This window comes from Carboxylicivirga fragile (assembly GCF_050589805.1).
Lineage (GTDB): Bacteria > Bacteroidota > Bacteroidia > Bacteroidales > Marinilabiliaceae > Carboxylicivirga > Carboxylicivirga fragile.
Genome location: NZ_JBNGOY010000034.1, coordinates 40919 through 63225, shown reverse-complemented (window position 1 = coordinate 63225; position 22307 = coordinate 40919). Strand labels below are relative to the sequence as shown.

The window sequence follows — 22307 nt, the reverse complement described above, 5'->3', positions numbered from 1 at the left end:
TCCACTTTAGGGGAGGTTTGGAGGGGTAGAAATAAAGGTTAAGTTTTAATCTATAAGTTGTCTGGATTTTAAATTCACTTTTGAGACAGCCCCTTTCCATTTTTATTTCGATCCTGGTTTTAAATTCTTCAACCAGTATTGTTCCATCGTCCGCCTTAAGTGTAAGGAGGTATTGTCTCTTTCGTAAATGCCATGACTTCGCATAGGGTAACTCATCAGGCTAAATAGTTTATTTTGTTTCACCAGCTCATCAATGAGCATTTCGCAACTTTGATAATGTACGTTGTCGTCACCGGTTCCGTGTATGAGCATGAGATTGCCTTCAAGTTTGGAAGCATGCGTTATTGGCGATCCGTTTTTGTAGCCCTCGGGATTGGTTTGCGGCAAGCCCATGAAGCGCTCCTGGTAAATGGTATCGTATAATTTTTGGTTAGAAACAAAAGCAACGGCAATACCTGTACTGTATATGTTGGCATAACGGAACATGCAATTTAAAGTCATAGAACCGCCACCACTCCAGCCCCAAATGCCAAGTCGCTCCGAATCGATGTAAGGGTGTTCTTCCATTATTTTTTTTGCGGCTGCTGCTTGATCGTGTACGGCCAATTCGCCAACCTGACCATAAATGCACTTACGCCACTCGGTACCTCTGGCAACATTGGTTCCACGATTATCAACGCAGGCGATGATGTATCCTTGTTGTGCCATGTACTGATGCCACAAGTCGCTGCTCTTCCACGTGTCCTGTACTTCACTCAAGAATGGTTCGCCATACACATAGAATATAGTTGGATATTTTTTAGCCGGATCAAAATCAACTGGTTTAATTAACCAGGCATCTAAAATGGTTTCTCCAATATCAACCTTGATAAATTCTTTTGTTTTTAAACCAAAGCTATCGTAGCTTGCCTTTGCTTTTTTATTGTCTTCAAATACCTGTATAGTCTCGTGCTTTGGTAACTTAACCAATGAGGTGACGGTGGGTGTGTTTGAATTGTTGAAACGATGAATAGCAAATTTAGCCGTTGGCGAAATCTGATAATTATGATGTCCTTTTACATCTTCAGGAGTTATACATTCTGCGGCTCCTTTACCACTTAGTTTTTTTCGATACAGTTGTTTTCTGTAGTAATCATCGGGCGCGGCTGTGTAATACACATAGCCTCCTTTTTCGTCGATGCACTGAATTTGTATCACATCAAATTCACCCTTGGTAATCTGCGACCATTCTTTACCATCGCGACTCACCTTATATAAATGCCGATAGCCATCTTTCTCGCTGGTCCAGGTAAAATATTTTTCATTATCCAACCATTGAATGTTATCATGTACATCAACCCAGGTGTCTTCTGTTTCGGTGTGAATTATTTTTTTCGACAAGGAAGCTGCATCCACCACCCATAAGTTATTGGTGTTTTGCAAGCGATTCATTTGTTGAATCAATAAGTCGTTGCTGTTAGGGATGAAATCCATGCGTGGGATGTAATTATTGCGTGGGTCGCCCAGTAGTTCAATCCATTTTGTTTCACCACCGCTTGCACTCACAACACCTACTTTTACTGCTGAGTTTGGTGTGCCTGCTTTTGGGTAGGGTAGTGGAATTATTTTCGAATAAACCGAATCGAGGTTGTTAACCATGTAAAAGGTGCCAGTGCCTTCAGTGTTTGATTGCCAATACGAAATGGTTTTTCCATCGGGGCTCCATCTGAATCCATCGCGACAGTCGAACTCTTCTTCGTATACCCAGTCGAAGGTGCCGTTAACAATGTGCTCACCGCCATCACTGGTTAATTGTGTGATTTTTCCTGTGGCTAAATCTTCGGAATAAACATTGTTTTTACTTACGTAGGCTACTCTATCGCCCTGCGGGGCAAATTTGGCAAACATTAAACTCGACTCTGGTAAACCAATGCCAACCTGCTGTAAAGTTTTGTTTTTCATATTATACACCCAGTAATCGCCACGGGTATGATAACGCCAAACCCTTTCGGTATTTGTGAAGATAAGTACTTTCTGATCGTTATCGGACCAAATGTAATCGCGAACCGATAGAGCCGAAGTGCGACCCGCTGGAATTAAATTGTCGGAAACAATGAGAACTTCGCGCTTGCCCGATTTGGCATCGTATCTTACAATGTCCTGCCCCTTGGTATCCTTATTATACTCAAGTGTCGAATAGTGTTGCCCATCTTTTAACCAACGTACGGGGCCAAAATATTGGATGTCGAGAATGTTGTTTTTATAAATATTTTCGAGTGTGAACTCGGGAGAAACGACTTGCGCTATGCTAGCTATTGGGAACATACAGATGCATAGCAGTGTAAAAAATGATTTCATGGTTCTTGAGTTTATTAAGTAAAGACCTTTAAAGCTAATTAGCTTTTATAAGGTACTAATAATAGAGCACTTATTTATATGATATCGGTGTCAAATGTATTTAGTACTTACCGAAGAAAATTTGATAATTGTCAGTTTAAAATAATAAAGCTGCAAATTCTTTTAATTCGTAATAATGTGCTTTGGTTTTTAATTGTTTTCTGACTTCTAAAAAATAGAATGTTTGTTAAATAGAATGCGTGAAAGTTCTATCTTTACCTTCAACTTTTATAAACCGAACTAAAGTAACCTGAAATGAAGAAATGTTTAATGCTTGCATTTGTGTTGGTGTCGTTAATTGCTAATGCACAAACCGAAGAGAAAAAAGAGTTTGTTAAGCCCACTACTAAAGGGAATATACTGCTAGGTGGATTTGTGAATTTTAATAAGGTAAAAAATACGACTAAAAGTACAGTTGGTTATAACGATGGTTTTAGTTCATATAAACATTATACTGAATTGACGAGCAATGATTATAATTTTAACCTTACTCCTAATTTAGGGTATTTTATTTCGGATGGTTTGGCAATTGGTGCATCTCTTCCTTTGGGATACACCTTTTCTAAAGTAAGTGATGGTACTGAGTCAAAAAGTTTCTCATATGGTATAAGTCCATTTGTAAAGTATTATTTTGATTTTGGAATGTTTGTCGAGGGACAGGTAGCTTGGCATAATGTAAATGAAGAAAGTGAATCAGATTTTTTAGAAAAAGATTTTGACGTCACTTCAAAATCATTGGGCTTAGCTGTAGGTTATGCTATTTTTATTAATTCAAAAGTATCAATTGAGCCCAAATTAATTTATCGTTGGTCCAAAGATGAATTTAATTATGAAGCATACAATGACTCTCATTTAAATTCTGATATAAATTCAATTCCCGAACATCTCATTATTGGTGAATCTTCAAATCTTGAGAAAGTATATAATTATCACGAAAGTGAAAGTAAGGAAGATGGCCTCTTCTTTTACATTGGGTTCCAGATATTCTTATAGTGAATTTTTTACATTGATATAATTCTCAAAAAAGTTAAAGTCATGAAGCATTTATATCTAATACTGTTTTTGTTTTGTTATTACTCCTCTTTTGCTCAGGATATGGTAATGATTCCTGCTGGTGAATTTATAATGGGTAAAGATTATGATGAGCCAAACTCAATGACGCCTGCACATACTGTATATGTTGATGCTTTTATGATGGATAAATACGAAGTGACCAACGCAGAATACAAATTATTTTGTGATGAGACTGAACATCGGCTGCCAGAGTTTTGGAATACGGCTATTTTTAGAAGTGGTGATGATTTTCCGAACCATCCAGTTGTTGGCGTAGCTTGGGCGGATGCAAAAGCTTATGCGGAGTGGGCTGGTAAGCGTTTGCCAACGGAGGCTGAGTGGGAGTGTGCGGCTCGTGGTGGATTAATCAATAAAGAATATCCCAACGGTAATAAGTGGACCAAGGAGAAAGCTAAACAAACTGGTGGTTCGTGGCAGAATTTATTATTTCCTGTAGGACAAGATAAGGCTAATGGCTTTGGGTTATACGACATGGGAGGTAATGTGTGGGAATGGGTGGCTGATAAGTATTCACCTACTTACTATGTAAATAGTCCATCAGCTAATCCCCAAGGTCCAGCGGAGGGCGTTGGTCGTGTGATACGTGGTGGTAGTTGGCACTCTGGTGCCATGTGTAAGAGGGTTTATTACCGCAAAAACCTTTCTCCTGGCTGGTGCGATTTTGCTGTGGGATTTAGATGTGCAAAAAGCATTAGCGAATAGATATTATTTGCTTTTTAGAGCCTTATCCATAAACGAACCAGAAAAGATAAGACCGCCAATAATTCCCATAAAGATGTACAATACTTGCTCGCCCATATTGGAGCCAGAGTTTACGCTTGAGTCGAGAAATACTGTACTTAATCCAATAAAAGCTTTACTACCAGGGACCAACATGATTAATCCGGGTATAAGGTAAACCAGTCGCGGTGTTTTGGTCAGTTTACTAAATAGCTTACTTGTGCTTACGGCAGTGATAGTTCCAATAAAAATGCTCACTAATATACCCGTGAAATCAAAAAGAGTGGTGACGTAAAAGCAGGAGAAGCCGGTGATAACACCTAATATTAAGTCCTTAGGCCGAACTTTAAATACGGGTAATAGACTTAGAGCCAAAATAAATATAGCAGGGTAATCAACCCATAGTGGTATATCTCTGATGATTTCGGCTTGTTTTACTTCCATGAATAAGGGTAAGATAGCCAGCCCCATTACTACACCAAAGAATTGTTTAAACAAAGAGACGAGTGCGTCAAATAATTTAGCAGTTCCCGATACCAGACTTTTGGAAGTAATTTCTTCCAAGGCCGTTGTAATGGCCAATCCCGGTATAAATACGATGATGGATGCCAATATGGTCATCGAGATATTTATCTGTTCAAAGTGCAGCGATAGCAAACAAGTGATGATAGTAACAATAAATGCTGCCAGAGATTCAAGGGTGCTTCGGATGTAACTCGATGTTCGGGCTAATAAAGTTAATCCGTACACCAAAGCGCCAAGTACAGTAGCTGTTATTACCGATGTCCAATTGGTATCGAGTATTACGCTAAAAGCGCCAGCCGACAACATGTATGAGCCTAACTCGATAATTTTACCATATGCTGAGGGAGTGTGTTTTAAATCCTCAATGCTTTTTTGCGCTTCTTCAAAGCTAAGTTCATCGCTTAATACCTTATTGGTTATTTCAACAATGTTCGATAATGCGCCTAGATTAAGTTCGCCTGGAGGTACACATTCTACATGATTGTACGTATGTTCATCCTCTTCATAAAATACATAGTTAATCCAGGTAGGTGTATCCATAAAACTACCTTTTATACCTTTTAGAGCAGAAATCTCCGTAAGGTATTGTTGCGATTTATAGGATGGAACACCGTAGGTATGTAATGCTTTACCAAGCTGAACAATGAATTTATATTGATGAGGAACCTGCATTGGATATCATGTTATTTAATCGGAAGCAAAAGTACATAAAGATATTAAACCTGTCGTAGAAAAAATTAATGCTCAAAGCGTATAATTTCACGTATCTTTGCAATCAAATCATATAATACAGCGCATGTCATTTTCATCTTTAGGATTATCACCATCGTTATTAAAAGCATTACAGGATCAAAAATTTACCCAAGCTTATCCAATCCAACAAAAAGCCATCCCGGCTATTTTGGACAATAAGGATGTGTTTGGAATCGCAAAAACAGGTTCTGGAAAAACAGCTAGTTATGTTTTACCTGTGCTACGTAATCTTCAGCGGAACAGGGAAACAAAAAACAGACATATTAACGTGTTGGTTTTGGTTCCTTCAAGGGAATTGGCTGTTCAGGTGAAGGATGTGTTTCAACAATTTGGTTCCATCATTCCAGAGCGTATAAAAACACAAGCTGTTTTTGGTGGAGTTGCAATAAATCCACAGATGCAGGCCCTTCAGGGAATAAACATATTGGTAGCAACACCAGGTAGGTTGTTGGAATTGGTAGAGAAAAATGCGGTAAAACTTTCAGCTATCTCAATGTTGATATTAGATGAAGCTGATAAGCTGCTTACCATGGGATTCAAGGATGAAATGAATCGCATCTTCAAGATGCTTCCTGCCATGCGCCAAAATTTATTATTCTCGGCTACTTTAAGCGAAGATTTAGATCAAGTGAAGCAGATTCTGTTGAACGATCCTGTTGTTATAAAGGTGGTTGATGAAAGTGAAAAGGTCGATTTAATAGAGCAGCTGGCCTATTATGTGGCTGAAGAGAAGAAGGGCCCATTGTTGCGCTACATTATAAAGAAACAAGATCTGCAACAAGTCTTGGTCTTCGTGTCATCTACATTTAAGGCCGATGCAGTGGTTGATAAGCTGCGAAATAATGGTATCGAAGCAACAGCCATTCATGGTAAAAAAGGACAAACATCAAGAACCAAAGCGATCACCAATTTTAAGGCTGGTCGATTAAGAGTTTTGGTTACCACCGATTTATTGGCGCGAGGTATTGATATCGAGTTTTTGCCGTGTGTTATTAATTATGAGTTGCCGCGTTCACCAAAGGATTATATTCATCGTATCGGTCGTACAGGTCGTGCGGAATCTCCTGGGGAAGCCATTTCCTTGGTTAATCCCGATGAAGAACATCATTTCAGGGTGATCCAGAAAAAAATGGGGAAGTGGGTCGATCGTATTGATGCAAATAAGATAAACTTGCATGGCTTTTAAAATTATTTTCAACTATATCTAAAAATACCCATTTTTACAATTCGAAAAATGGATTAAAAATGACTATTAAAGAAATAGTAAAGCAGAAATTCCCTATTCTTGTTGAGCCAGAGTTGCTTAACGAAATGGAAAAGTATTGCACATCGCGCACCATGCCTGCAGGAAGTAATTTTATTGAGATAGGCGATGAAGTTGTTGCCATGCCATTGTTAATAGAAGGCAGTATTAAGGTAGTTCGTGAAGATAAAGATGGCAATGAGTTATTACTTTATTACCTTAATGGGGGAGATACATGTGCATCAACCTTAAGTTGCTGCATGAATAAAGTGAGTAGTGAAATTAGAGCGACAGTTATTGATGATTTAACAGCTATTTTGGTGCCAATTCGCTGCATGGATGAATGGTTGAAAAAGTATAGCAGTTGGCGCAATTTCATTATGCAATCCTATAGCATTCGTTTCGAAGAGATGTTGCAGACAATAGATAGCATCGCGTTCATGAAGATGGATGAACGTTTGGAAAAGTACTTAGCTCAACGATCTGCCGAAATTAATACAACAATTTTACTTGGTACACATCAAGAGATTGCTGATGACTTACATACATCAAGAGAGGTGGTTTCCAGGTTGTTAAAGCAACTTGAAAAGCTAGGTAGAGTGCGTTTGTCTCGTAATAAGATTGAAATTATCAACCTTATGTGACAATAGGCACAAATCACTTTTTCGGCCTGTATTAGTTTTGTCACATCAAAAAAGACAAAACAAAAAAATAAAAATATAGGATATGGAAAAGATTGTAATAATTGGAGGGGTCGCAGCTGGAGCAACAGCTGCCGCAAAGGCAAGAAGATTATCGCCTGATGCTCAAATTACTATGTTGGAAGCAGGGCCAGATGTGTCGTTCGCTAACTGTGGTTTACCTTATTACATTGCTGGCGATATTGAAAGTCGCTCAAAATTAATTCTTCAAAGTCCAGAAAGCTTTAAGGAGCAGTACGATGTGGATGTGCATATTCACACACTGGTTAATTCCATCGATAAAGAAGCACATGTTGTACATACCGAAAATACACAAGACGGAACAAAGAAAGAATTTACCTACACAAAATTAATACTTGCCCAAGGCGGGCGTCCAATTCAACCTGATTTGCCAGGTGCCACTGACGATCATGTCTTTAGTCTATGGACTTTAGATGACATGGATAAAATTGATGCTCATCTTACCAATAATGAGCCTAAAACAGCGGTTGTTGTTGGTGGCGGATTCATTGGATTAGAAATGGTTGAAGCATTGGTTAAACGTGGACTTAAAGTGCATGTTGTAGAGAAGATGCCTCACGTTATGTCATTGATGGATGCTGAGACGGCCGGGTTTGTTACTCGCGAGCTATTATCCTATGGAGTTGGGGTTCATACCAATGCTGCCGTAACATCCATTGGAAGTAATACAGTTGAATTGGATAATGGTAAAACTTTGGATGCCGATATGGTATTGTTATCTGTTGGTGTTCGTCCAACGCTTCAGTTGGCCATCGATACTGGTTTAAAGATTGGTGAAGCAGGCGGTTTGTTGGTTGATGAATATTTGCAAACATCAGATGCAGATATTTATGCAGGAGGTGACATGGTTGAGATTGAGCACAGGGTAAGCGGTAAGAAGGTACGCATTCCATTGGCAGGTCCCGCTAATCGACAAGGGCGCATTGCTGCCGAGAATGCTTTAGGTGGTGCGCATGCTTATAAGGGTTCTGTTGGAACTTCTGTGGTAAGAGTTTTTGAAGCGGTGGCTGGTATCACTGGTATGTCGTTGAAGCAAGCTAAGGCTGCAGGTATCGATGCTGATGCTGTTGTTGTTCACAAGGAACATCATACATCTTATTATCCAGGTGCGGAAACTGTTAGTGTAATGGTGATCTATGATAAAAAGACTGGTGTTGTACTAGGTGGCCAGACTGCAGGATATAAAGGTGCGGATAAACGTTTAGACGTACTGGCCACAGCTGCGGCTGCAAAAATAAAAGTAAGTGAGATTGCCGATATGGATTTTGCTTATTCTCCTCCTATTGGAACTGCAAACGATGCTATGAATATGGCGGCTTATACTGCTGAAAACAAGATGTCGGGTTATAGCCCAAGTTTGTTGGCATCAGAATTAGATGAATTTATAGAAGGAAAACGATTGGTTGTGTTAGATGTTCGTGATGTTTTCTCGTTCCAGAAAAGTAGCTTGAAAGGTGCGCATCATTTACCATTAGAAATGTTGTCAGAGCAACTAGAGTCTATTCCTAAAGAAGTTCCAATTCTTGTATATGATGAAATAGGTAAGAAGGGGCATCAAGCTTTAAGAACACTTATTGGAGCTGGATTTACTGAAGTGTATAATATTTCAGGTGGACATATATCGTTACAACGTCACGCAGCTGCTGTAGGTTATAAAAACTTTCAGGTTGTAGCCTTACCAATTGAAAAGAAAAGCATTGAATCATCTGTTGAGGAAAGTGTTGAGAGTAATCAGGAGATAAATACAAATGATAATGAACGTTTGGTAATCGATGTACGTACTCAGGAAGAGTTCGAAGAGGGAGCGTATCCGGGAGCCATTAATATACCGCTTGATGATATAACTTCAGGTGCAGATTTGGAAACTAATAAAGATCGTGAGATTATTGTTTATTGTGCTTCGGGCGCCAGATCAGCATATGCACAGCAATTTCTGCTTCAAAATGGCTATACCAATATCACCAATGGTGGAGGTGTTAGCTCGATGATGGCTAATTATCCTAGTGAAGATCAAGAGGAGAGTAATGATCGTGTTGGGCAGGATGAATTAGAGCGATTAGTTATTGATGTTCGCACACCTGGCGAGTTCATGTCCGGCGCTTTTCCAAATGCAGTAAATATCCCACTCGATGATATTATGGCTGGTAAAGCGGATCTTGGATCGAATTCAGAGCGTGAAATAATTGTTTATTGTGCTTCGGGCGCCAGATCAGCATATGCTCAACAAGTATTGAACCAAAGAGGATTTACCAATGTTACAAATGGAGGCGGAATTGCATCTATGATGGCACAAGTATAAAAGAGTGTAGTGATAAGAAGTTTAAATAATTGAGGAATAAAAATTATGGGATTATTCAGTAATCTATTTGGAAAACGTAAGAGGATAATATTAGAGGCTTTGGAGCGCGATGCTAAAATAATTGATGTGCGAACGCCTCAAGAATTTAGAATGGGAAATGTTGATGGATCGGTTAATATACCATTAGACAAGTTAAATTCAACAACGATAAAGAAGATTAAAAAGCTGAATCGTCCAGTATTGCTTTGTTGTGCTTCGGGTACAAGAAGTGCTTCAGCAATGTACACTTTAAGATCAAGTGGTGTAGATGATGTGCATAACGGTGGTAGCTGGCACAAAGTTTTTCGCGTAATGCAAAGTGCCTAAATATTTATATTGGTTTCATAGTCATTAGATATTTTAGTTTTGATGGAAGTGCAGGTTTATTTTTAAGCCTGCGCTTTTTGTATGTATAACACAAAAGCCCGCTATCGAAATTAATCGATAACGGGCTTTAATGGTTAGGGTAGATATATTTTAAATACTTTAATTTCCTGTTAACGGCCGCAATATAGATAGATTACTTGAGCCTATTATTTAGCTTTGATTAATTGACGTAACCTTTACATGAACATGAAGAATATGTTGATTAATATAAAGCGGAGTAGCATGTTTGAATCAAAAAGTCGAATTTTTATTTCGGTAATACAGTGGCTATTAACGAAATAAAAAGGTCACTCTTTGAATAAGAGTGACCTTTGTAGTAGCTTGTATTTTATTGTTTATTTTAAACCGCAAGCTTTAGGGCCTTGTTCAAAAACAATGTCTCGTGGAATTCCTGCCGCTGCAATGCGGTCAAGATCTTTTTGAAGAGCAGGTCGGATAGTACCCATTTTCGCTAGAGCATCTTTGGCTGCTTCGTAATCACCGTTACCTTGCATGGTAAGAATTTCGGCAGAAAGACTATTCATAGCTGCCGTCATTTTATCAAAGTCAACAGTGTAATAACCACTTTCTTCATCATAGCTAAATGCACCTGTTTCTTGAAAATAATTGAAACGCATCATGTTTGCTTTTCCATGTGCACTTGCTGCTCCAAAACGCACTGAGCGGAATATGCCTGCCATAAACGTAACATAGTTATCCATTATTTCTTTACCAGGTAGTTCGCCCATTTTATCTAATTCGCTAACCATGTACAAGCCTAGAATATCAGCCTTGGCTTCTTCAATTGAAGAGTAAGTTTCTTTAAGCGCTTCACGAACGCCACCTTTTCCATTGATGGTTTCTTTAATGCCCAAACCATGAGCTACTTCATGGAACATAGTATTCTCGAAGAAGGCATCAAACTTCACATGTTTTTGTTGTTCAGGGGCAATTAATACTTTGCTTATTGGGATAAGAATGTGATCGAATTTAGCACGCATTGAGTTTTTAAGTTGCAATTTACGACTTCCTTTTTCAACATGAACTTGTGGATCGTTCGGAAGGTTAATGGCAATGGTTTTACTTCCGGCATTACAATCGCCGCCATAATATAAGGCATCATAAGCACCAAGGTCACTATCGCTACCCGGAACTTCAGCTTTATACTCGTCTGCCACAGGCAAAGATTTTTGAAGCTCAGGTAACATCGAAGCAAATCGACTTAATTTATCTGACCATTCTTTATCCTTAATTAGAATAAATGCTTCAAATGCTGCTTTATAGCCATATAAGGCATCTTCGTAATTTTCGATGGGTCCAACAACAAAATCAATGGTGTTGGTTTTCATATCCATCCAAGCCAAATCACTTTCCAAATACTCGTTTGATAATAATGCTTTGGCTCTTGTTTCTAAATAAGTTTTTAAGCCTTCATCTTCGGCTAGTAAAGCAGCTTGTTTTAATAGATCAGCGGCTTTAGTCAATTCTTTGTTGTACGCTTTGCTATAAGGAATAGCATTTAACGAACCATCTTCTTTTCGTTTGATGACTGTATAAAGTTCATCTTTGTTATCAGCTTCAAAAGCTTCGAATTCCTCTTTGGTCATATCGGCAGGATAGAAACCGGCACCAGCAGGTTTTTTACCTATGCCTTCAACAAATGATGAATTATCATTTAAACGTTCCCAGGGGCCGTAGTTTATTTGAATGAATTTTTTCAAATACTCGTCAGCAGAATTGTCAAGTAATTCTTTTTTGTTGCCCCAAGCCTGTTTCCAATATAGGTCGTCCATTATTTGAGCCGTTTCAAATAATAGGGGTAACATCTGCTTTTCTTTTTCAGTGAGCTGGCTCATGTCGGTTGTTAATTTAACCGAAATAAACTCTTCCACTTTTTGTTTTAAATCAGGATTTGATGCAGTGTACACTTTAGCTGGTTTTTGATTACATGCAGAAAGTACAAAGATGGCCATCATGGCCAAGATTAATTTATTCATACAAGATTAATTTAGTGATTTTATTTTTTATGAATAGTTGGGATTATCAACTTTTACCAGGCAAGAACATTTTCTTGTTAGGCTGACTAAATTACATAACAAGTGTAATGACGGCAAATAACAGCATATGTTACCCGACATATTTCTGATGTAAAAGAAGTATTTATTTGTAACTAATTAATTCGCAATAGTTTTTCTAGTCTTGAAACCTGACTGTCTTTGTTGACCTGTCGAAGATTACGAGCTGTTTCGGTGTAATATTGGTGCTTACGAATGAAATTCAATTGCATCATGTTCCACTCTTCAAGCGAACCGATTAAATTACGTTCTTTTAATTCGTGATAAAGATTGGTAGAAACAGGAATGAAGTCACTTCTTCCCAAGTAATCCAAATCGGAGTCACAAATAACCTGTTCTAATAAATCTTTTGGTTCAGGCGGGAATTTTGTCGACATAATTAAGCGACAAACTTCATCAATTTTTTTCTCCGTGTAATGGTAACGTTTAAGTGTTTCGCGCGCAATTTCGCTGCCCCTTAATTCATGTTCCTCATAATCGACTATATGACCACTGTCGTGGAATATTGCAGCCAGTTTAAGCGTAAGAATATCTTCTTCACTCAAACCTTCGGCCCAGCCTATTAATTCAACTTCGGTTACAACATCAATTGTGTGTTTGATGTTGTGGTAATAAAGACTTGCGGGAAGTTTTTGTTCTAATAAATCTAGTACTTCCTCTTGGATATCCATAAATTGGATGAGGCGATATTTTGTTGTGAATTTATTATTCGGGAATAAACCTTTGCCTTCGCTCGATATTTCGGGCAGAATACCTTCGATATTATGCATCTCAAGTAATCCTTTATATTTAGCCGGCATGTGACCTTTTAATTGCATCTCAAAAAACTCCTTAACCAATTCGTAGGTCATGGCCGAGATGTTAATTTGTCCAGTTTCAGCTGCCATACCCATGCGTGAGGCGATGTTTACACTTTCACCAGTTAAGGTGTAAGGTGAGTTTTTCTTGCCCGTTGGCTCACCAAGAACCGGTCCGGTATGTATGCCAATGCTAATACTCCAAAACGGATCATCATCACCGCTTATGATACATTTTTTGGCAGCAGCTTGCATTTCAATAGCTGTGTTAATTACATCTATGGGGTTAGTTCTATTCTCTTCCAATACACCACCTGCAAATAAAAAAGTGTCACCAATGGTTTTAACCTTCAGAACGCCATATTTTTTAGCAATATCATCAAATGTCAGATATAATTCATCAAGAGCATCAATCAATAATTGGGCATTGGGGTGACCATTGAGCTTTTTAAAACCAGAAATAGTAGCGTATAAAATAGAAACCATTTTAAAACGCTTAATACTCCTCTTGCTAGGGACCTTTAAACGATCTTCTATTTCTTCATAAGAATATTCGGAGAGTAAGTGCAGGTATTTTTCATTTTGCCGCTGAAGAATTTCGTACCACCCAACTAATCCTTGTAATTGGTCGTTTAATTCTTTATTACGGTTGGCTAATTTTGTAATCCTTAAGATGTATTCTTCAATGCTCTCCATTGTTGGGTGCTAATTTAGGGTATTTTTGTAATCAAGTAATTGTTGGTTAGTTCAGTTTAGTTATTTTTGTTAATGAATAGGTAAAAATTTAAAACGAACACATCCTGTTACGTTGATTTTTTCAAAATGTTATGACAAGATAATAACTCTTCGTTGTATCGGAACAATAAAAAATGCATTATGATGAAATATTTACGTCTTTTTCCACTTTTAGCACTTGTTATTTTATCTCATGGAGCTAACAGTCAAGAGTTAAATCGAATTTGGAGCTCAGAAGCAGTTTTTAATGTGCCTGAAAGTGTACTTTATCATAAGTTTAGTAATCGAATTTTTGTTTCGAATATTCAAGGAGGTCCTGCAGATAAGGATGGGGAAGGATTTATTTCGCTTGTGAAGGTGGATGGCTCCGTTGAAGAATTACAGTGGGTTAGCGGAATAAGTGCACCCAAAGGCATGGCAGCTGATGCTAAATACCTGTATGTGTCTGATATTAATGAATTGGTAATAATTGATATTGAATTGAAACAGATTCACAACCGAATAAAATATGAATCAGCAAAATTTTTAAATGATGTGTGCATGACCGAAACTGGTGATGTTTTTGTTTCAGATGCGGCGACAGGTCAGATTTTGAAATTGGAAGATGATAAATTAGTCCTTTGGTTGGAAGGTGATTATTTAAAAGGAGTTAATGGCTTGTTTTATGAAGACTATCACTTATTAGTTGGAACTGCGAATAATATGTTAAAGGTTAGCTTGCCAGAGAAGACTCACGAAATATATGTTCCCGAAACAGTTGCAATTGATGGTATTGAAGCGGATAACGAAGGAGGCTATTACTTTTCATCGTGGCAAGGTATGTTGTTTCATGTAGTACCCGACGAAAAACCTATTGTTTTGCTAAATACTGTGGAACAGAAAATAAACTGTGCTGATATTGGTTTTATTCACGAAAGCAAATTAATACTTGTGCCTACTTTTTTCGATAACAGAATTATTGCTTATCGCATGGAGTAATTGTCAGCTCTATGCTTTTAAGAGCTTGATTACACGATCGATTCTTTCATCAATGGGTTCAAATGCATCAACCCAATGAATGTTGGCGCCTTTGCGTTCCATACCTCTGAACCATGTCATTTGTCGTTTCGCAAACTGATGAATGGCAACATTTAATTTATCAAACATCTCTTTGTATGTGATTTGACCAGTGGCATGAAGCGTTAGATACTTGTATTCTAGTCCATAGTAAATTAAGTCATCTGGATTAATCCCTTGAGCTAAAAGTGTTTTGACTTCGTCGATCATACCCTCTTCTAAACGCTTTTTAAGTCGATTTGTTATTTTCTTGCGGCGAGCTTGACGATTGATGTTAACGCCAATAATTAAAGGGTTTACTTCGGGGAGGTCAAGTTTAATTTCCGGATTCGTTTTATAATATTCTTCAATTTCAATAGCTCTAATAGCACGCGCAACAGTATCGGTATCTGTTTGATTATGTAGCGATTTGTATTCGTTAAGGCGTTGACTTAATTCTTCAAGTGTTTTATTTTGAAGCGTATTTCTTAATTCATCATTATTAGGCACATTAATTAATTTGTATTTTTTTAATACCGATTCAATGTACATACCAGTTCCACCACACATAATAGGAAAGTGATTATTGGCTTTGACTTTTTCAAATGCTTTAAAAAAATCAGCTTGGTATTCAAATACATTGTACTTGTAACCTGCATCAACTATGTCGATCAAATGATGCGGAATGGTAACATCACCAATGGTATAGTCCTCAATATCTTTACCTGTTCCTAAATCCATACCTCTGTATATCTGTCGCGAGTCAGCGCTAATGATCTCAGCATCTAGACGAAGTGCAAGTTGGGTTGCAAAGCTTGTTTTGCCCGAAGCCGTTGGGCCTAATATCACTAACAGATTATATGGTGTATCAATTGAAGTCATTTCGATTTATTTTATATCCAAAATTAGAACAAATTAATGAAACTTTGAATTGTGATAATCGTTCGATGTCATATCCGTTGAATATAAGATAGGATAATTTTGTTATTTTTGTGACAACTATGGCGAAGGAAAAAATGAATAACGAAACATTGACCTTGGGAGAATTTTATAAAAAATTATTCTTCACGATAAGGGAATTGGTTTTCACACCACGTAAGGCCTGGACGATAATTTGGTCTGAAAAAACAGGGCTTAACGATGTGTTAAAGTATTTTAGCTTGCCGCTGATTGGAGCTTTTACACTTGCTACTTTTTTAGGGTATATATTTAATCATCAAGGGGTTGATTTTGAGTTAGCTTTGAAGTATGCAATATTTACCTTTTCGGCCTGCTTTTTTGGTTTGTACCTTGCTTATATTGTGATACTAAATGTACTACCGTTTTTGGGCTTAAAGCTTGAGAAAGATGATGCGTTTAAAATAGCTGCTTATCCATCTGTTTCGATTTACCTGGTAGGAATTGTTACAGTGTTGTTTCCTGAAACGTTTTTCTTGAGTTTTTTAATGTTATACGCAGCCTACATTGTTTGGGAAGCCATTTGTGAATTAGGGAATGCTAGCAAGGAAACACGATTTTGGCAAACCATAAGTGTTTCAGCTCTAGTTCTTTCATTGCCATATTTAGTCTATTTTTTACTAATTCGTTTAAGCGGATTCACTTTTAACCTATGAGCCAGACTGCACCAAGAATAAATATAAGAAATAAACGTTCCACTTTTGATTATGAGTTGATTGAACGTTTTACTGCAGGTGTTCAGCTTGCAGGTACCGAAATAAAATCAATTCGTCTTGGGAAGGCAAGTTTGGTGGATTCATACTGTTTTTTTGTGAAAGGTGAGTTATGGTTAAAGGGTATGCGTGTGTCAGAGTATTTCTACGGAACCTATAATAATCATCAACCGGAGCGCGAAAGAAAGTTATTACTACAGAAAAAAGAGTTGCAGAAACTTGAACGCAAAACTAAGGATTCGGGTTTAACCATTATTCCAATTAAGTTATTTTTAAATGACCGAGGATTGGCAAAGGTTGAAATAGCCTTAGCAAAAGGTAAGAAACGACACGATAAGCGCGAAACACTTAAGCAGAAGGATGCCAATCGTGAAATGGATCGGGTGAAAAAGAATTATTAATTATCATCTGCACGCAACCCTTCATTTAAACAGACGTCTCAATAAGTGAGAAAAGAAGCTCTGGTGGCCATGCTAAATTAGTTCTTTAATCAACTGGTTGAAGGATTCACTTAAAAGAGTTAATTTCAAACATTAGGTTTTTAAGTCTGAATGTTTCAATTGTCTGTGACCCAAATAGAAGAAATAATCAAGAATTGCCAAAAAGGCAAACGTAAGTCGCAACATCAATTGTATCAGTTGTATGCTGATAAAATGATGGGTGTTTGTCTGCGCTATTGTAAAGATCGCATGGAGGCTGAGGATTGTTTGCAAGAAGGTTTTATTAAGGTGTTTACTAAGATTCATTTATTTGGATTTAAAGGTTCGTTCGAAGGTTGGGTGCGTAGAATAATTGTTAATACTGTAATTGAGCATTTTCGTAAGAAAAAGTTAGAAGTGTTGGTTGATGAGTTTCCTTTAATGAGAGAAAATGAAGAGGCGGATATTTATGTGCCAGTTGTAAACGAGAAGGTATTGCTAAGCTTAATTCAGGAATTACCCAGCCAATATCGCTTAGTATTTAACATGTATGTTATTGAAGGCTATTCGCATAAGGAAATTGCTGAAGATATTGGTATCTCGATAGGAACTTCGAAATCCAATCTGTCGAGGGCAAAACAATGGCTGAAAAATAAAATAGAGTTGGAAGTAAGTAGTAAAAAACAGGAAGTATGTTGAATTTGAATAGCAATAAAATAGATGAGGTATTCAAAGGAGGACTAAATGATTTAAGTTCTGCTCCTTCCGATGCAGTTTGGGCTGGTATTGAATCTCACCTTAGTGCTACTGCAAAGAAAAAGCGAATTATATTTTATCACCAAGTAGGCATTGCAGCATCCATAGTTACTCTTTTAGGTTTGTTTATTGTTTTTGATTTATTGTCGCCTTTGGAAAACAATCAGGCATTATTGACAGCAGGTGATGTTTTAAATTCGGAGAGTACAAGCAATGGTATAGACAAAGAAATAAAGCTAAGTAAAAAGGTGATAGTTGAAGGAAAGAAAAGTGACCCGATAGCACTTGTGTCTGCTGTTTCTACTAATTCTGAACCAACAAAGACTGTTATTAATAGCATTGTTGATACTCAGGAAAATGAAGAAGAGGAAATAGTAAAGCGCGAACAATGGGTAGGAATGGATAGTAAAGATGATGTTCAGCTTCCAATCTCTATAATTTCAACTAAATTTCTTCATAAGCATAGTCGATTCAAAGAATTTGAAGAGGTAATGTTTGCATCTAATAATACTTCTTCTAAAAGAAAACAATTAAGAGTGCATTTGGGAGGTTCAGTTTCATCAGCCTATAATTCAAAGCAATCGGGTAGTGCTAATCAATCTGTGATGTATAGTCACGGATCATCAAGAAATACCGAAAGTGGTATCATTACTCTTGGAGGCGGCATCAATGTCAGGATTGAAGGGCAATCACGTTGGAGTTTTGAAACCGGTGTGTTATTTGCTCAGTTAGGGCAAGAGGTTAGTCAGACCGCTGGATTGTATAGTGATTATCCTATGTATGGTCATTCAGATATGTCAAGTGTAATGCCGACGCCTGCTGACTTAAGTAATTCGATGGGGGCGATAAGTTTAAATGAGGGGTCGAGTATCGAATTTGCGAATGATCTGAAAAATGAAGGAATGAATATTATTACTACTAATTCAATGTTAGCTCAATCAGATGCCTTACGACAAACACTTGATTATTTGGAGGTGCCATTAATGGCGCGATATCAGGTACTAGAATCTTTTGTTAATCTTTCCTTGTCAGGAGGTGTTAGCACTAATTTCTTAATTGGTAATAATGCTTATATGATTTCGGATGGTAAGAAAATTGAAATTGGAGAAACGGCCGATATTAAGCCAATGGCGCTGAGTAGTTCGGTGGGGATTGGCATGGAATTGCCCTTATCCAAAATAGTACGCTTCAATATTGAGCCTCGTTTTAAGTACTATATGGGCTCGGTAAGTAGTAACGATGCCTATAGTTTCCAGCCTTATTCTTTCGCGTTTTTTGGAGGCATAACAGTATTGATTAAATAGGTTATTTATTTTAAGGATTCGATCATTCTATATAGTTCTCCTTTGGTTTGCATTAAGTGCTGATATTCGCCGTATTCCGCAATGCCGTCATCTTTTAATACCACTATTATGTCGGCCATGCTTATCGTCGTTAATCTATGACTAACAATAATGGCCGTTCTGCCATGAATAATCTGTTTGAAATGTTTTATTAAACTTGCTTCGGTGAAGGCGTCGAGCGAGCTCGTTGGTTCATCAAGTATTACCAATTGGGCTTCGTTATAAAATGAGCGAGCAAGGGCTGTACGTTGCCATTCGCCGCGGCTAAGCATTTCGCTATCTTTAAAAAGTGTTCCTAAAGTTGTATCATACCCTTTGGGTAAACCATTGAAAACATTGTGTATGCCAGCTTCATTGGCTGCTTTAATTATATTATCAGCTTCAAATGGGCGTTTTACATTTCCAAATCGAATATTATCGGATGCCGACATATTGTATAGCATGAAGTCCTGAAAAATTACACTGATGTTCTGCGCTAGCTCTTCATGCTTGATGTTGTTTATATCAACATTATCGAGCTTAATATTTCCATTGCTTGGTTGGTATAAGCCAGCAAGCATTTTCACCAAGGTTGTTTTACCAGAACCATTCTCGCCAACTAAGGCAATTGTTTTTCCTGATGGAATGTGTAAATTGATGTTTTTAAAGACCCAACGCTTGGTATTTGGGTATTTGAAGCTTACGTCATTAAAAGTAATGCCATTGTTTAATGGCGATGGAAAGTCAGCTTTTGTGCTTTCTTCACTAGGTAAGCTTATTTTTTGAAACTCGAAAAAGTTTTTAAGAAACAGATTATCTTCATAAAGGGAGGTTATTTTACTCAATAGAACCTGAAGAACAGCATAACCTCTATGTAGGGCTAGGAAATACATGGCCATCGAACCATTGCTTATTTCTCCTTTGATGGCTCCTAAAATAATAACGGAAAAAACAATGAGAAGAACTGATGTGGAAAGAATTTGAACCATGCTTTCCCAAGCAGTTTTGTTTTTCGATAGTTGCCATTGTTTAGCTCTTAACCTGTCGCGTACTTCAACATATTTATCGCGAAAGGTATCATTAAGATTAAAAATTCGAAGCTCTTTAGCAAAATCCTTGGCCGTTAATAGGCGATTAAAATAATGCATTTTGCGCTCATCTTCAGTTTGCTCCTTTTTTATTGCATACAATTTGCGCGAGTAATAAAATCGAAATAAGATAATTGGAACGCCCGCAAGCAATAAAACAGGAATTAAACTCCAATGAAAAGTACTTAAAATAATAATTACGATCCCCAAGGTAATGAGGTTCTGTAATAAGCCTAATAAGCTATAAAAAATGGCACCAGGTCGATAGGGTGCTTCATTAATGGCACGGTAAAAAATGTCTTGATAATTCGCATCTTCAAAATAACGATACGGGATATTAACTGTTTTGTCTTGTATTAATGATTGAATATGATCGTTGACAAAGTGTGCCTGGCGTTCGCGCACCAATGCGTTTATTGAACCACTTACAGCGTTCAGAAGAAAGAAAATCCCAGCCAAAGCAACTGTTGTATAAACTTCGGTTAGGTTTATGTTTGATCCATTTGTTTCAACTGTTTGTGCAACAACATCCACTAACTCCTTTACAACATATAGTAAGAGAAGTGGAATAAAGCCTCTTAGGCTTGTTGTAAGTATATTTATTACAGTCCACTTTGGCGAACTGTAATACACTAGTTTTATCGCTTGTATTAAATATGTGAATCTTTCTTTCGGATGAATGTTCATTGGCTAATTCATAAATCAGTTACTAAAATACTATATAATCTGATTGAATTTAATATTGAAGCAGGAAAGATTTAATGTGCTTGTGTTAGATGTATTTTTGATGGAGTATTGCCATCACCATAAAAGGGTATGCTAAAAGAGGATGAAATGTAGGCATTATATGTGTCATTAGTCTGAATTTCCAATGCCTAGTAGTAATAGTTTTAGTGTGTCTGGTTCTAGCAGTGATTTTACCAAGTATCTCTTTTTTATTGATCATTGGGTCTGCTTTAATCAGGCTATCACCTTTGCAAATTACTTTTTCGTTCCGAATACTTATAACGCGATGTGCAACAAAAACATCACCTCGATCAAAAATAACGATATCCCCTTTTTTATATTTATCGTACTTCTTTACCAGTAATTTGTCATTTGGCTGTAGAAGTGGGTACATGCTAATTCCTTGCGCTGTTATCTCAGTGCTTTTACCATCATTCAATAGCTCTTCGACGATATGTTTTACATTATCAAGTTTCAAAATAGTTTTCAATAAATGATACTATTGATGTATCTGGTTTAAAACCTAGTTCAAATACGCCGTAATTTTGGGCGATGTTTTCGAGTGTATTCAAACGTTGTTTAACCTGACCTTCATCGTATTGGTATTGAATGCAGTTGCTTAAAAGTCCCATTGTACTTTTAATGGGTGATAATGGTTCAATGTAATTTTCCTTTGCTTGTTTTAAAAGGAAGGCTTTGTATAGCGGGGCTTTTTTATTTTGATCTTGATAGTGCGGCATTGGAGTATTGTGTAAATAATACTCTGATTTTTGAGGCGATATTATGATTCGGTCGTCATTGATGATTTTAGCTCCACAACTTTTCCAGAGATTAGCCATTGTTGACTTACCTGTTCCCGAAATGGCAGAAAAAAGATAACCTTTGTTTTTGTACTCAACAGCCGATGCGTGAATAATAACTCCGCTGTTCAGGTGGACAAGGTATTGCAAAAGCAATATTCCGAAGGGATGAAAAAACGGGTCTATTTTTTTTTCTGATTGCTGGTGATGAACCAAGCTAAGTTCTATAGTCTTGGTTTCAATATTTATTTCTGCTATTCCTTTTGAGAAATAATCATCTTGTTCAAACTCGAATACAATTGCCTTTTTAATGCTACTTGAATAGAGACTCCATTTATATGGTATTTCTATGTCAAACTCTTCAGACCCAGCAAATGTGAGTCTGTAATCTTTAATATTAATGTCGTTTGTAGAGCAAATGTTTAATATCCACGAGTGGAATGAATCTTGAAAGAAATGGCTTCCAGCTTTATTGTCAGGAAATAAAAAGGGGCAAAGGAAATTTACTTGTATTCCTATGCCCCCTATATTATAAGTTAAAGTCTTATTCACTATTGGCCTTTACATGTTATCATAATCCGGTTTGTCTCCTCCAAAAGGAGAATCACTTTTTAATGTATTAGGGTAATCTGGTAGAGATTCTTCCGCAGGAGCTGCGGCTCCCCATGGCGGATCGACAGGAACTGAAGCCATAACCAAACTAATTTCTTGATCTATATTGTAAACCTCAATACTTGGTTTTATGTATTTCCTCTTTACGCTCATTC

General features: G+C 37.3%; 20 protein-coding genes. 11 read left to right on the top strand and 9 right to left on the bottom strand.

The window, feature by feature from the left end:
- Positions 1–102 precede the first annotated feature (102 nt).
- Positions 103–2337 carry a S9 family peptidase gene (locus ACRD7B_RS15260; protein WP_430825447.1) on the bottom strand — a complete coding sequence of 745 codons (2235 nt, stop codon included), beginning with the start codon at positions 2335–2337 and terminating at the stop codon, positions 103–105.
- A 294-nt stretch (positions 2338–2631) separates the two neighbouring features.
- Here ACRD7B_RS15260 and ACRD7B_RS15255 point away from each other — a divergent pair, with 294 nt between their 5' ends.
- Positions 2632–3369: an outer membrane beta-barrel protein gene (locus tag ACRD7B_RS15255; RefSeq protein ID WP_430825446.1), complete on the top strand. Its 738-nt coding sequence runs from the start codon at positions 2632–2634 to the stop codon at positions 3367–3369.
- Positions 3370–3411: 42 nt separating this feature from the next.
- A complete protein-coding gene (locus tag ACRD7B_RS15250; protein ID WP_430825445.1) occupies positions 3412–4152 on the top strand; it encodes a formylglycine-generating enzyme family protein in 741 nt (246 codons plus the stop codon).
- A 3-nt stretch (positions 4153–4155) separates the two neighbouring features.
- On the opposite strand, the gene ACRD7B_RS15245 is transcribed toward ACRD7B_RS15250, so the two are convergent.
- Entirely contained in the window at positions 4156–5367 is a 1212-nt protein-coding gene (locus ACRD7B_RS15245) for a threonine/serine exporter family protein (RefSeq protein ID WP_430825444.1), read from the bottom strand.
- 124 nt (positions 5368–5491) lie between these two features.
- Here ACRD7B_RS15245 and ACRD7B_RS15240 point away from each other — a divergent pair, with 124 nt between their 5' ends.
- The 4 genes from ACRD7B_RS15240 to ACRD7B_RS15225 all read left to right on the top strand — a co-directional run bounded on the left by ACRD7B_RS15240 (position 5492) and on the right by ACRD7B_RS15225 (position 10078).
- Complete coding sequence (locus tag ACRD7B_RS15240; protein WP_430825443.1) at positions 5492–6634, top strand: DEAD/DEAH box helicase; 1143 nt, start codon at positions 5492–5494, stop codon at positions 6632–6634.
- 59 nt (positions 6635–6693) lie between these two features.
- Positions 6694–7335: a Crp/Fnr family transcriptional regulator gene (locus ACRD7B_RS15235; protein ID WP_430825442.1), complete on the top strand. Its 642-nt coding sequence runs from the start codon at positions 6694–6696 to the stop codon at positions 7333–7335.
- A gap of 82 nt (positions 7336–7417) precedes the next feature.
- Positions 7418–9712 (top strand): FAD-dependent oxidoreductase, encoded by a 2295-nt coding sequence (locus ACRD7B_RS15230; RefSeq protein ID WP_430825441.1) that lies wholly within the window; start codon positions 7418–7420, stop codon positions 9710–9712.
- A 45-nt stretch (positions 9713–9757) separates the two neighbouring features.
- The gene (locus ACRD7B_RS15225; protein ID WP_430825440.1) at positions 9758–10078 is read left to right on the top strand and encodes a rhodanese-like domain-containing protein; all 321 of its coding nucleotides are present in this window, start codon (positions 9758–9760) and stop codon (positions 10076–10078) included.
- A 395-nt stretch (positions 10079–10473) separates the two neighbouring features.
- Here ACRD7B_RS15225 and ACRD7B_RS15220 read toward each other — a convergent pair whose 3' ends face one another.
- Together ACRD7B_RS15220 and ACRD7B_RS15215 are read right to left on the bottom strand one after the other, a co-directional pair.
- On the bottom strand, positions 10474–12114 hold the full coding sequence (locus ACRD7B_RS15220; RefSeq protein ID WP_430825439.1) for a dipeptidyl-peptidase 3 family protein: 1641 nt from the start codon (positions 12112–12114) through the stop codon (positions 10474–10476).
- A 173-nt stretch (positions 12115–12287) separates the two neighbouring features.
- Positions 12288–13685, bottom strand: coding sequence for an adenylate/guanylate cyclase domain-containing protein (locus ACRD7B_RS15215; protein ID WP_430825438.1), 1398 nt, complete (start codon positions 13683–13685; stop codon positions 12288–12290).
- A gap of 180 nt (positions 13686–13865) precedes the next feature.
- Between ACRD7B_RS15215 and ACRD7B_RS15210 the strand changes: the two genes are divergently transcribed.
- Positions 13866–14702, top strand: a complete 837-nt coding sequence (locus ACRD7B_RS15210) for a hypothetical protein (protein WP_430825436.1) — start codon at positions 13866–13868, stop codon at positions 14700–14702.
- A gap of 9 nt (positions 14703–14711) precedes the next feature.
- Here ACRD7B_RS15210 and miaA read toward each other — a convergent pair whose 3' ends face one another.
- Positions 14712–15641, bottom strand: coding sequence for a tRNA (adenosine(37)-N6)-dimethylallyltransferase MiaA (gene miaA / locus ACRD7B_RS15205; RefSeq protein WP_430825435.1), 930 nt, complete (start codon positions 15639–15641; stop codon positions 14712–14714).
- A 119-nt stretch (positions 15642–15760) separates the two neighbouring features.
- Here miaA and ACRD7B_RS15200 point away from each other — a divergent pair, with 119 nt between their 5' ends.
- From ACRD7B_RS15200 to ACRD7B_RS15185, 4 genes are all read left to right on the top strand, one after another.
- Complete coding sequence (locus tag ACRD7B_RS15200; RefSeq protein WP_430825434.1) at positions 15761–16372, top strand: hypothetical protein; 612 nt, start codon at positions 15761–15763, stop codon at positions 16370–16372.
- Entirely contained in the window at positions 16369–16830 is a 462-nt protein-coding gene (smpB, locus tag ACRD7B_RS15195; RefSeq protein WP_430825433.1) for an SsrA-binding protein SmpB, read from the top strand. Before ACRD7B_RS15200 ends, smpB begins: the two co-directional genes overlap by 4 nt.
- A gap of 150 nt (positions 16831–16980) precedes the next feature.
- Complete coding sequence (locus ACRD7B_RS15190) at positions 16981–17547, top strand: RNA polymerase sigma factor (protein ID WP_430825432.1); 567 nt, start codon at positions 16981–16983, stop codon at positions 17545–17547.
- A complete protein-coding gene (locus ACRD7B_RS15185) occupies positions 17541–18908 on the top strand; it encodes an outer membrane beta-barrel protein (protein ID WP_430825431.1) in 1368 nt (455 codons plus the stop codon). Before ACRD7B_RS15190 ends, ACRD7B_RS15185 begins: the two co-directional genes overlap by 7 nt.
- 5 nt (positions 18909–18913) lie before the next feature.
- Here the strand turns inward: ACRD7B_RS15185 and ACRD7B_RS15180 are convergent, their stop codons facing one another.
- The 4 genes from ACRD7B_RS15180 to ACRD7B_RS15165 form a co-directional block, all read right to left on the bottom strand.
- Positions 18914–20701 carry an ABC transporter ATP-binding protein gene (locus ACRD7B_RS15180; protein WP_430825430.1) on the bottom strand — a complete coding sequence of 596 codons (1788 nt, stop codon included), beginning with the start codon at positions 20699–20701 and terminating at the stop codon, positions 18914–18916.
- An 85-nt stretch (positions 20702–20786) separates the two neighbouring features.
- Positions 20787–21218 (bottom strand): S24/S26 family peptidase, encoded by a 432-nt coding sequence (locus ACRD7B_RS15175; protein ID WP_430825429.1) that lies wholly within the window; start codon positions 21216–21218, stop codon positions 20787–20789.
- A complete protein-coding gene (locus ACRD7B_RS15170; protein WP_430825428.1) occupies positions 21208–22092 on the bottom strand; it encodes a hypothetical protein in 885 nt (294 codons plus the stop codon). The genes ACRD7B_RS15175 and ACRD7B_RS15170 overlap by 11 nt, the downstream gene beginning before the upstream one ends.
- Positions 22093–22101: 9 nt before the next feature.
- Positions 22102–22305: a hypothetical protein gene (locus ACRD7B_RS15165; RefSeq protein ID WP_430825427.1), complete on the bottom strand. Its 204-nt coding sequence runs from the start codon at positions 22303–22305 to the stop codon at positions 22102–22104.
- Positions 22306–22307: the final 2 nt, after the last annotated feature.

Excerpts from the sequence above, each read along its gene's own strand:
- ACRD7B_RS15260 (WP_430825447.1), bottom strand. The coding sequence starts at position 2,337 with ATGAAATCATTTTTTACACTGCTATGCATCTGTATGTTCCCAATAGCT.
- ACRD7B_RS15255 (WP_430825446.1), top strand. The coding sequence starts at position 2,632 with ATGAAGAAATGTTTAATGCTTGCATTTGTGTTGGTGTCGTTAATTGCT.
- ACRD7B_RS15250 (WP_430825445.1), top strand. The coding sequence starts at position 3,412 with ATGAAGCATTTATATCTAATACTGTTTTTGTTTTGTTATTACTCCTCT.
- ACRD7B_RS15245 (WP_430825444.1), bottom strand. The coding sequence starts at position 5,367 with ATGCAGGTTCCTCATCAATATAAATTCATTGTTCAGCTTGGTAAAGCA.
- ACRD7B_RS15240 (WP_430825443.1), top strand. The coding sequence starts at position 5,492 with ATGTCATTTTCATCTTTAGGATTATCACCATCGTTATTAAAAGCATTA.
- ACRD7B_RS15235 (WP_430825442.1), top strand. The coding sequence starts at position 6,694 with ATGACTATTAAAGAAATAGTAAAGCAGAAATTCCCTATTCTTGTTGAG.
- ACRD7B_RS15230 (WP_430825441.1), top strand. The coding sequence starts at position 7,418 with ATGGAAAAGATTGTAATAATTGGAGGGGTCGCAGCTGGAGCAACAGCT.
- ACRD7B_RS15225 (WP_430825440.1), top strand. The coding sequence starts at position 9,758 with ATGGGATTATTCAGTAATCTATTTGGAAAACGTAAGAGGATAATATTA.
- ACRD7B_RS15220 (WP_430825439.1), bottom strand. The coding sequence starts at position 12,114 with ATGAATAAATTAATCTTGGCCATGATGGCCATCTTTGTACTTTCTGCA.
- ACRD7B_RS15215 (WP_430825438.1), bottom strand. The coding sequence starts at position 13,685 with ATGGAGAGCATTGAAGAATACATCTTAAGGATTACAAAATTAGCCAAC.
- ACRD7B_RS15210 (WP_430825436.1), top strand. The coding sequence starts at position 13,866 with ATGATGAAATATTTACGTCTTTTTCCACTTTTAGCACTTGTTATTTTA.
- miaA (WP_430825435.1), bottom strand. The coding sequence starts at position 15,641 with ATGACTTCAATTGATACACCATATAATCTGTTAGTGATATTAGGCCCA.
- ACRD7B_RS15200 (WP_430825434.1), top strand. The coding sequence starts at position 15,761 with ATGGCGAAGGAAAAAATGAATAACGAAACATTGACCTTGGGAGAATTT.
- smpB (WP_430825433.1), top strand. The coding sequence starts at position 16,369 with ATGAGCCAGACTGCACCAAGAATAAATATAAGAAATAAACGTTCCACT.
- ACRD7B_RS15190 (WP_430825432.1), top strand. The coding sequence starts at position 16,981 with ATGTTTCAATTGTCTGTGACCCAAATAGAAGAAATAATCAAGAATTGC.
- ACRD7B_RS15185 (WP_430825431.1), top strand. The coding sequence starts at position 17,541 with ATGTTGAATTTGAATAGCAATAAAATAGATGAGGTATTCAAAGGAGGA.
- ACRD7B_RS15180 (WP_430825430.1), bottom strand. The coding sequence starts at position 20,701 with ATGAACATTCATCCGAAAGAAAGATTCACATATTTAATACAAGCGATA.
- ACRD7B_RS15165 (WP_430825427.1), bottom strand. The coding sequence starts at position 22,305 with ATGAGCGTAAAGAGGAAATACATAAAACCAAGTATTGAGGTTTACAAT.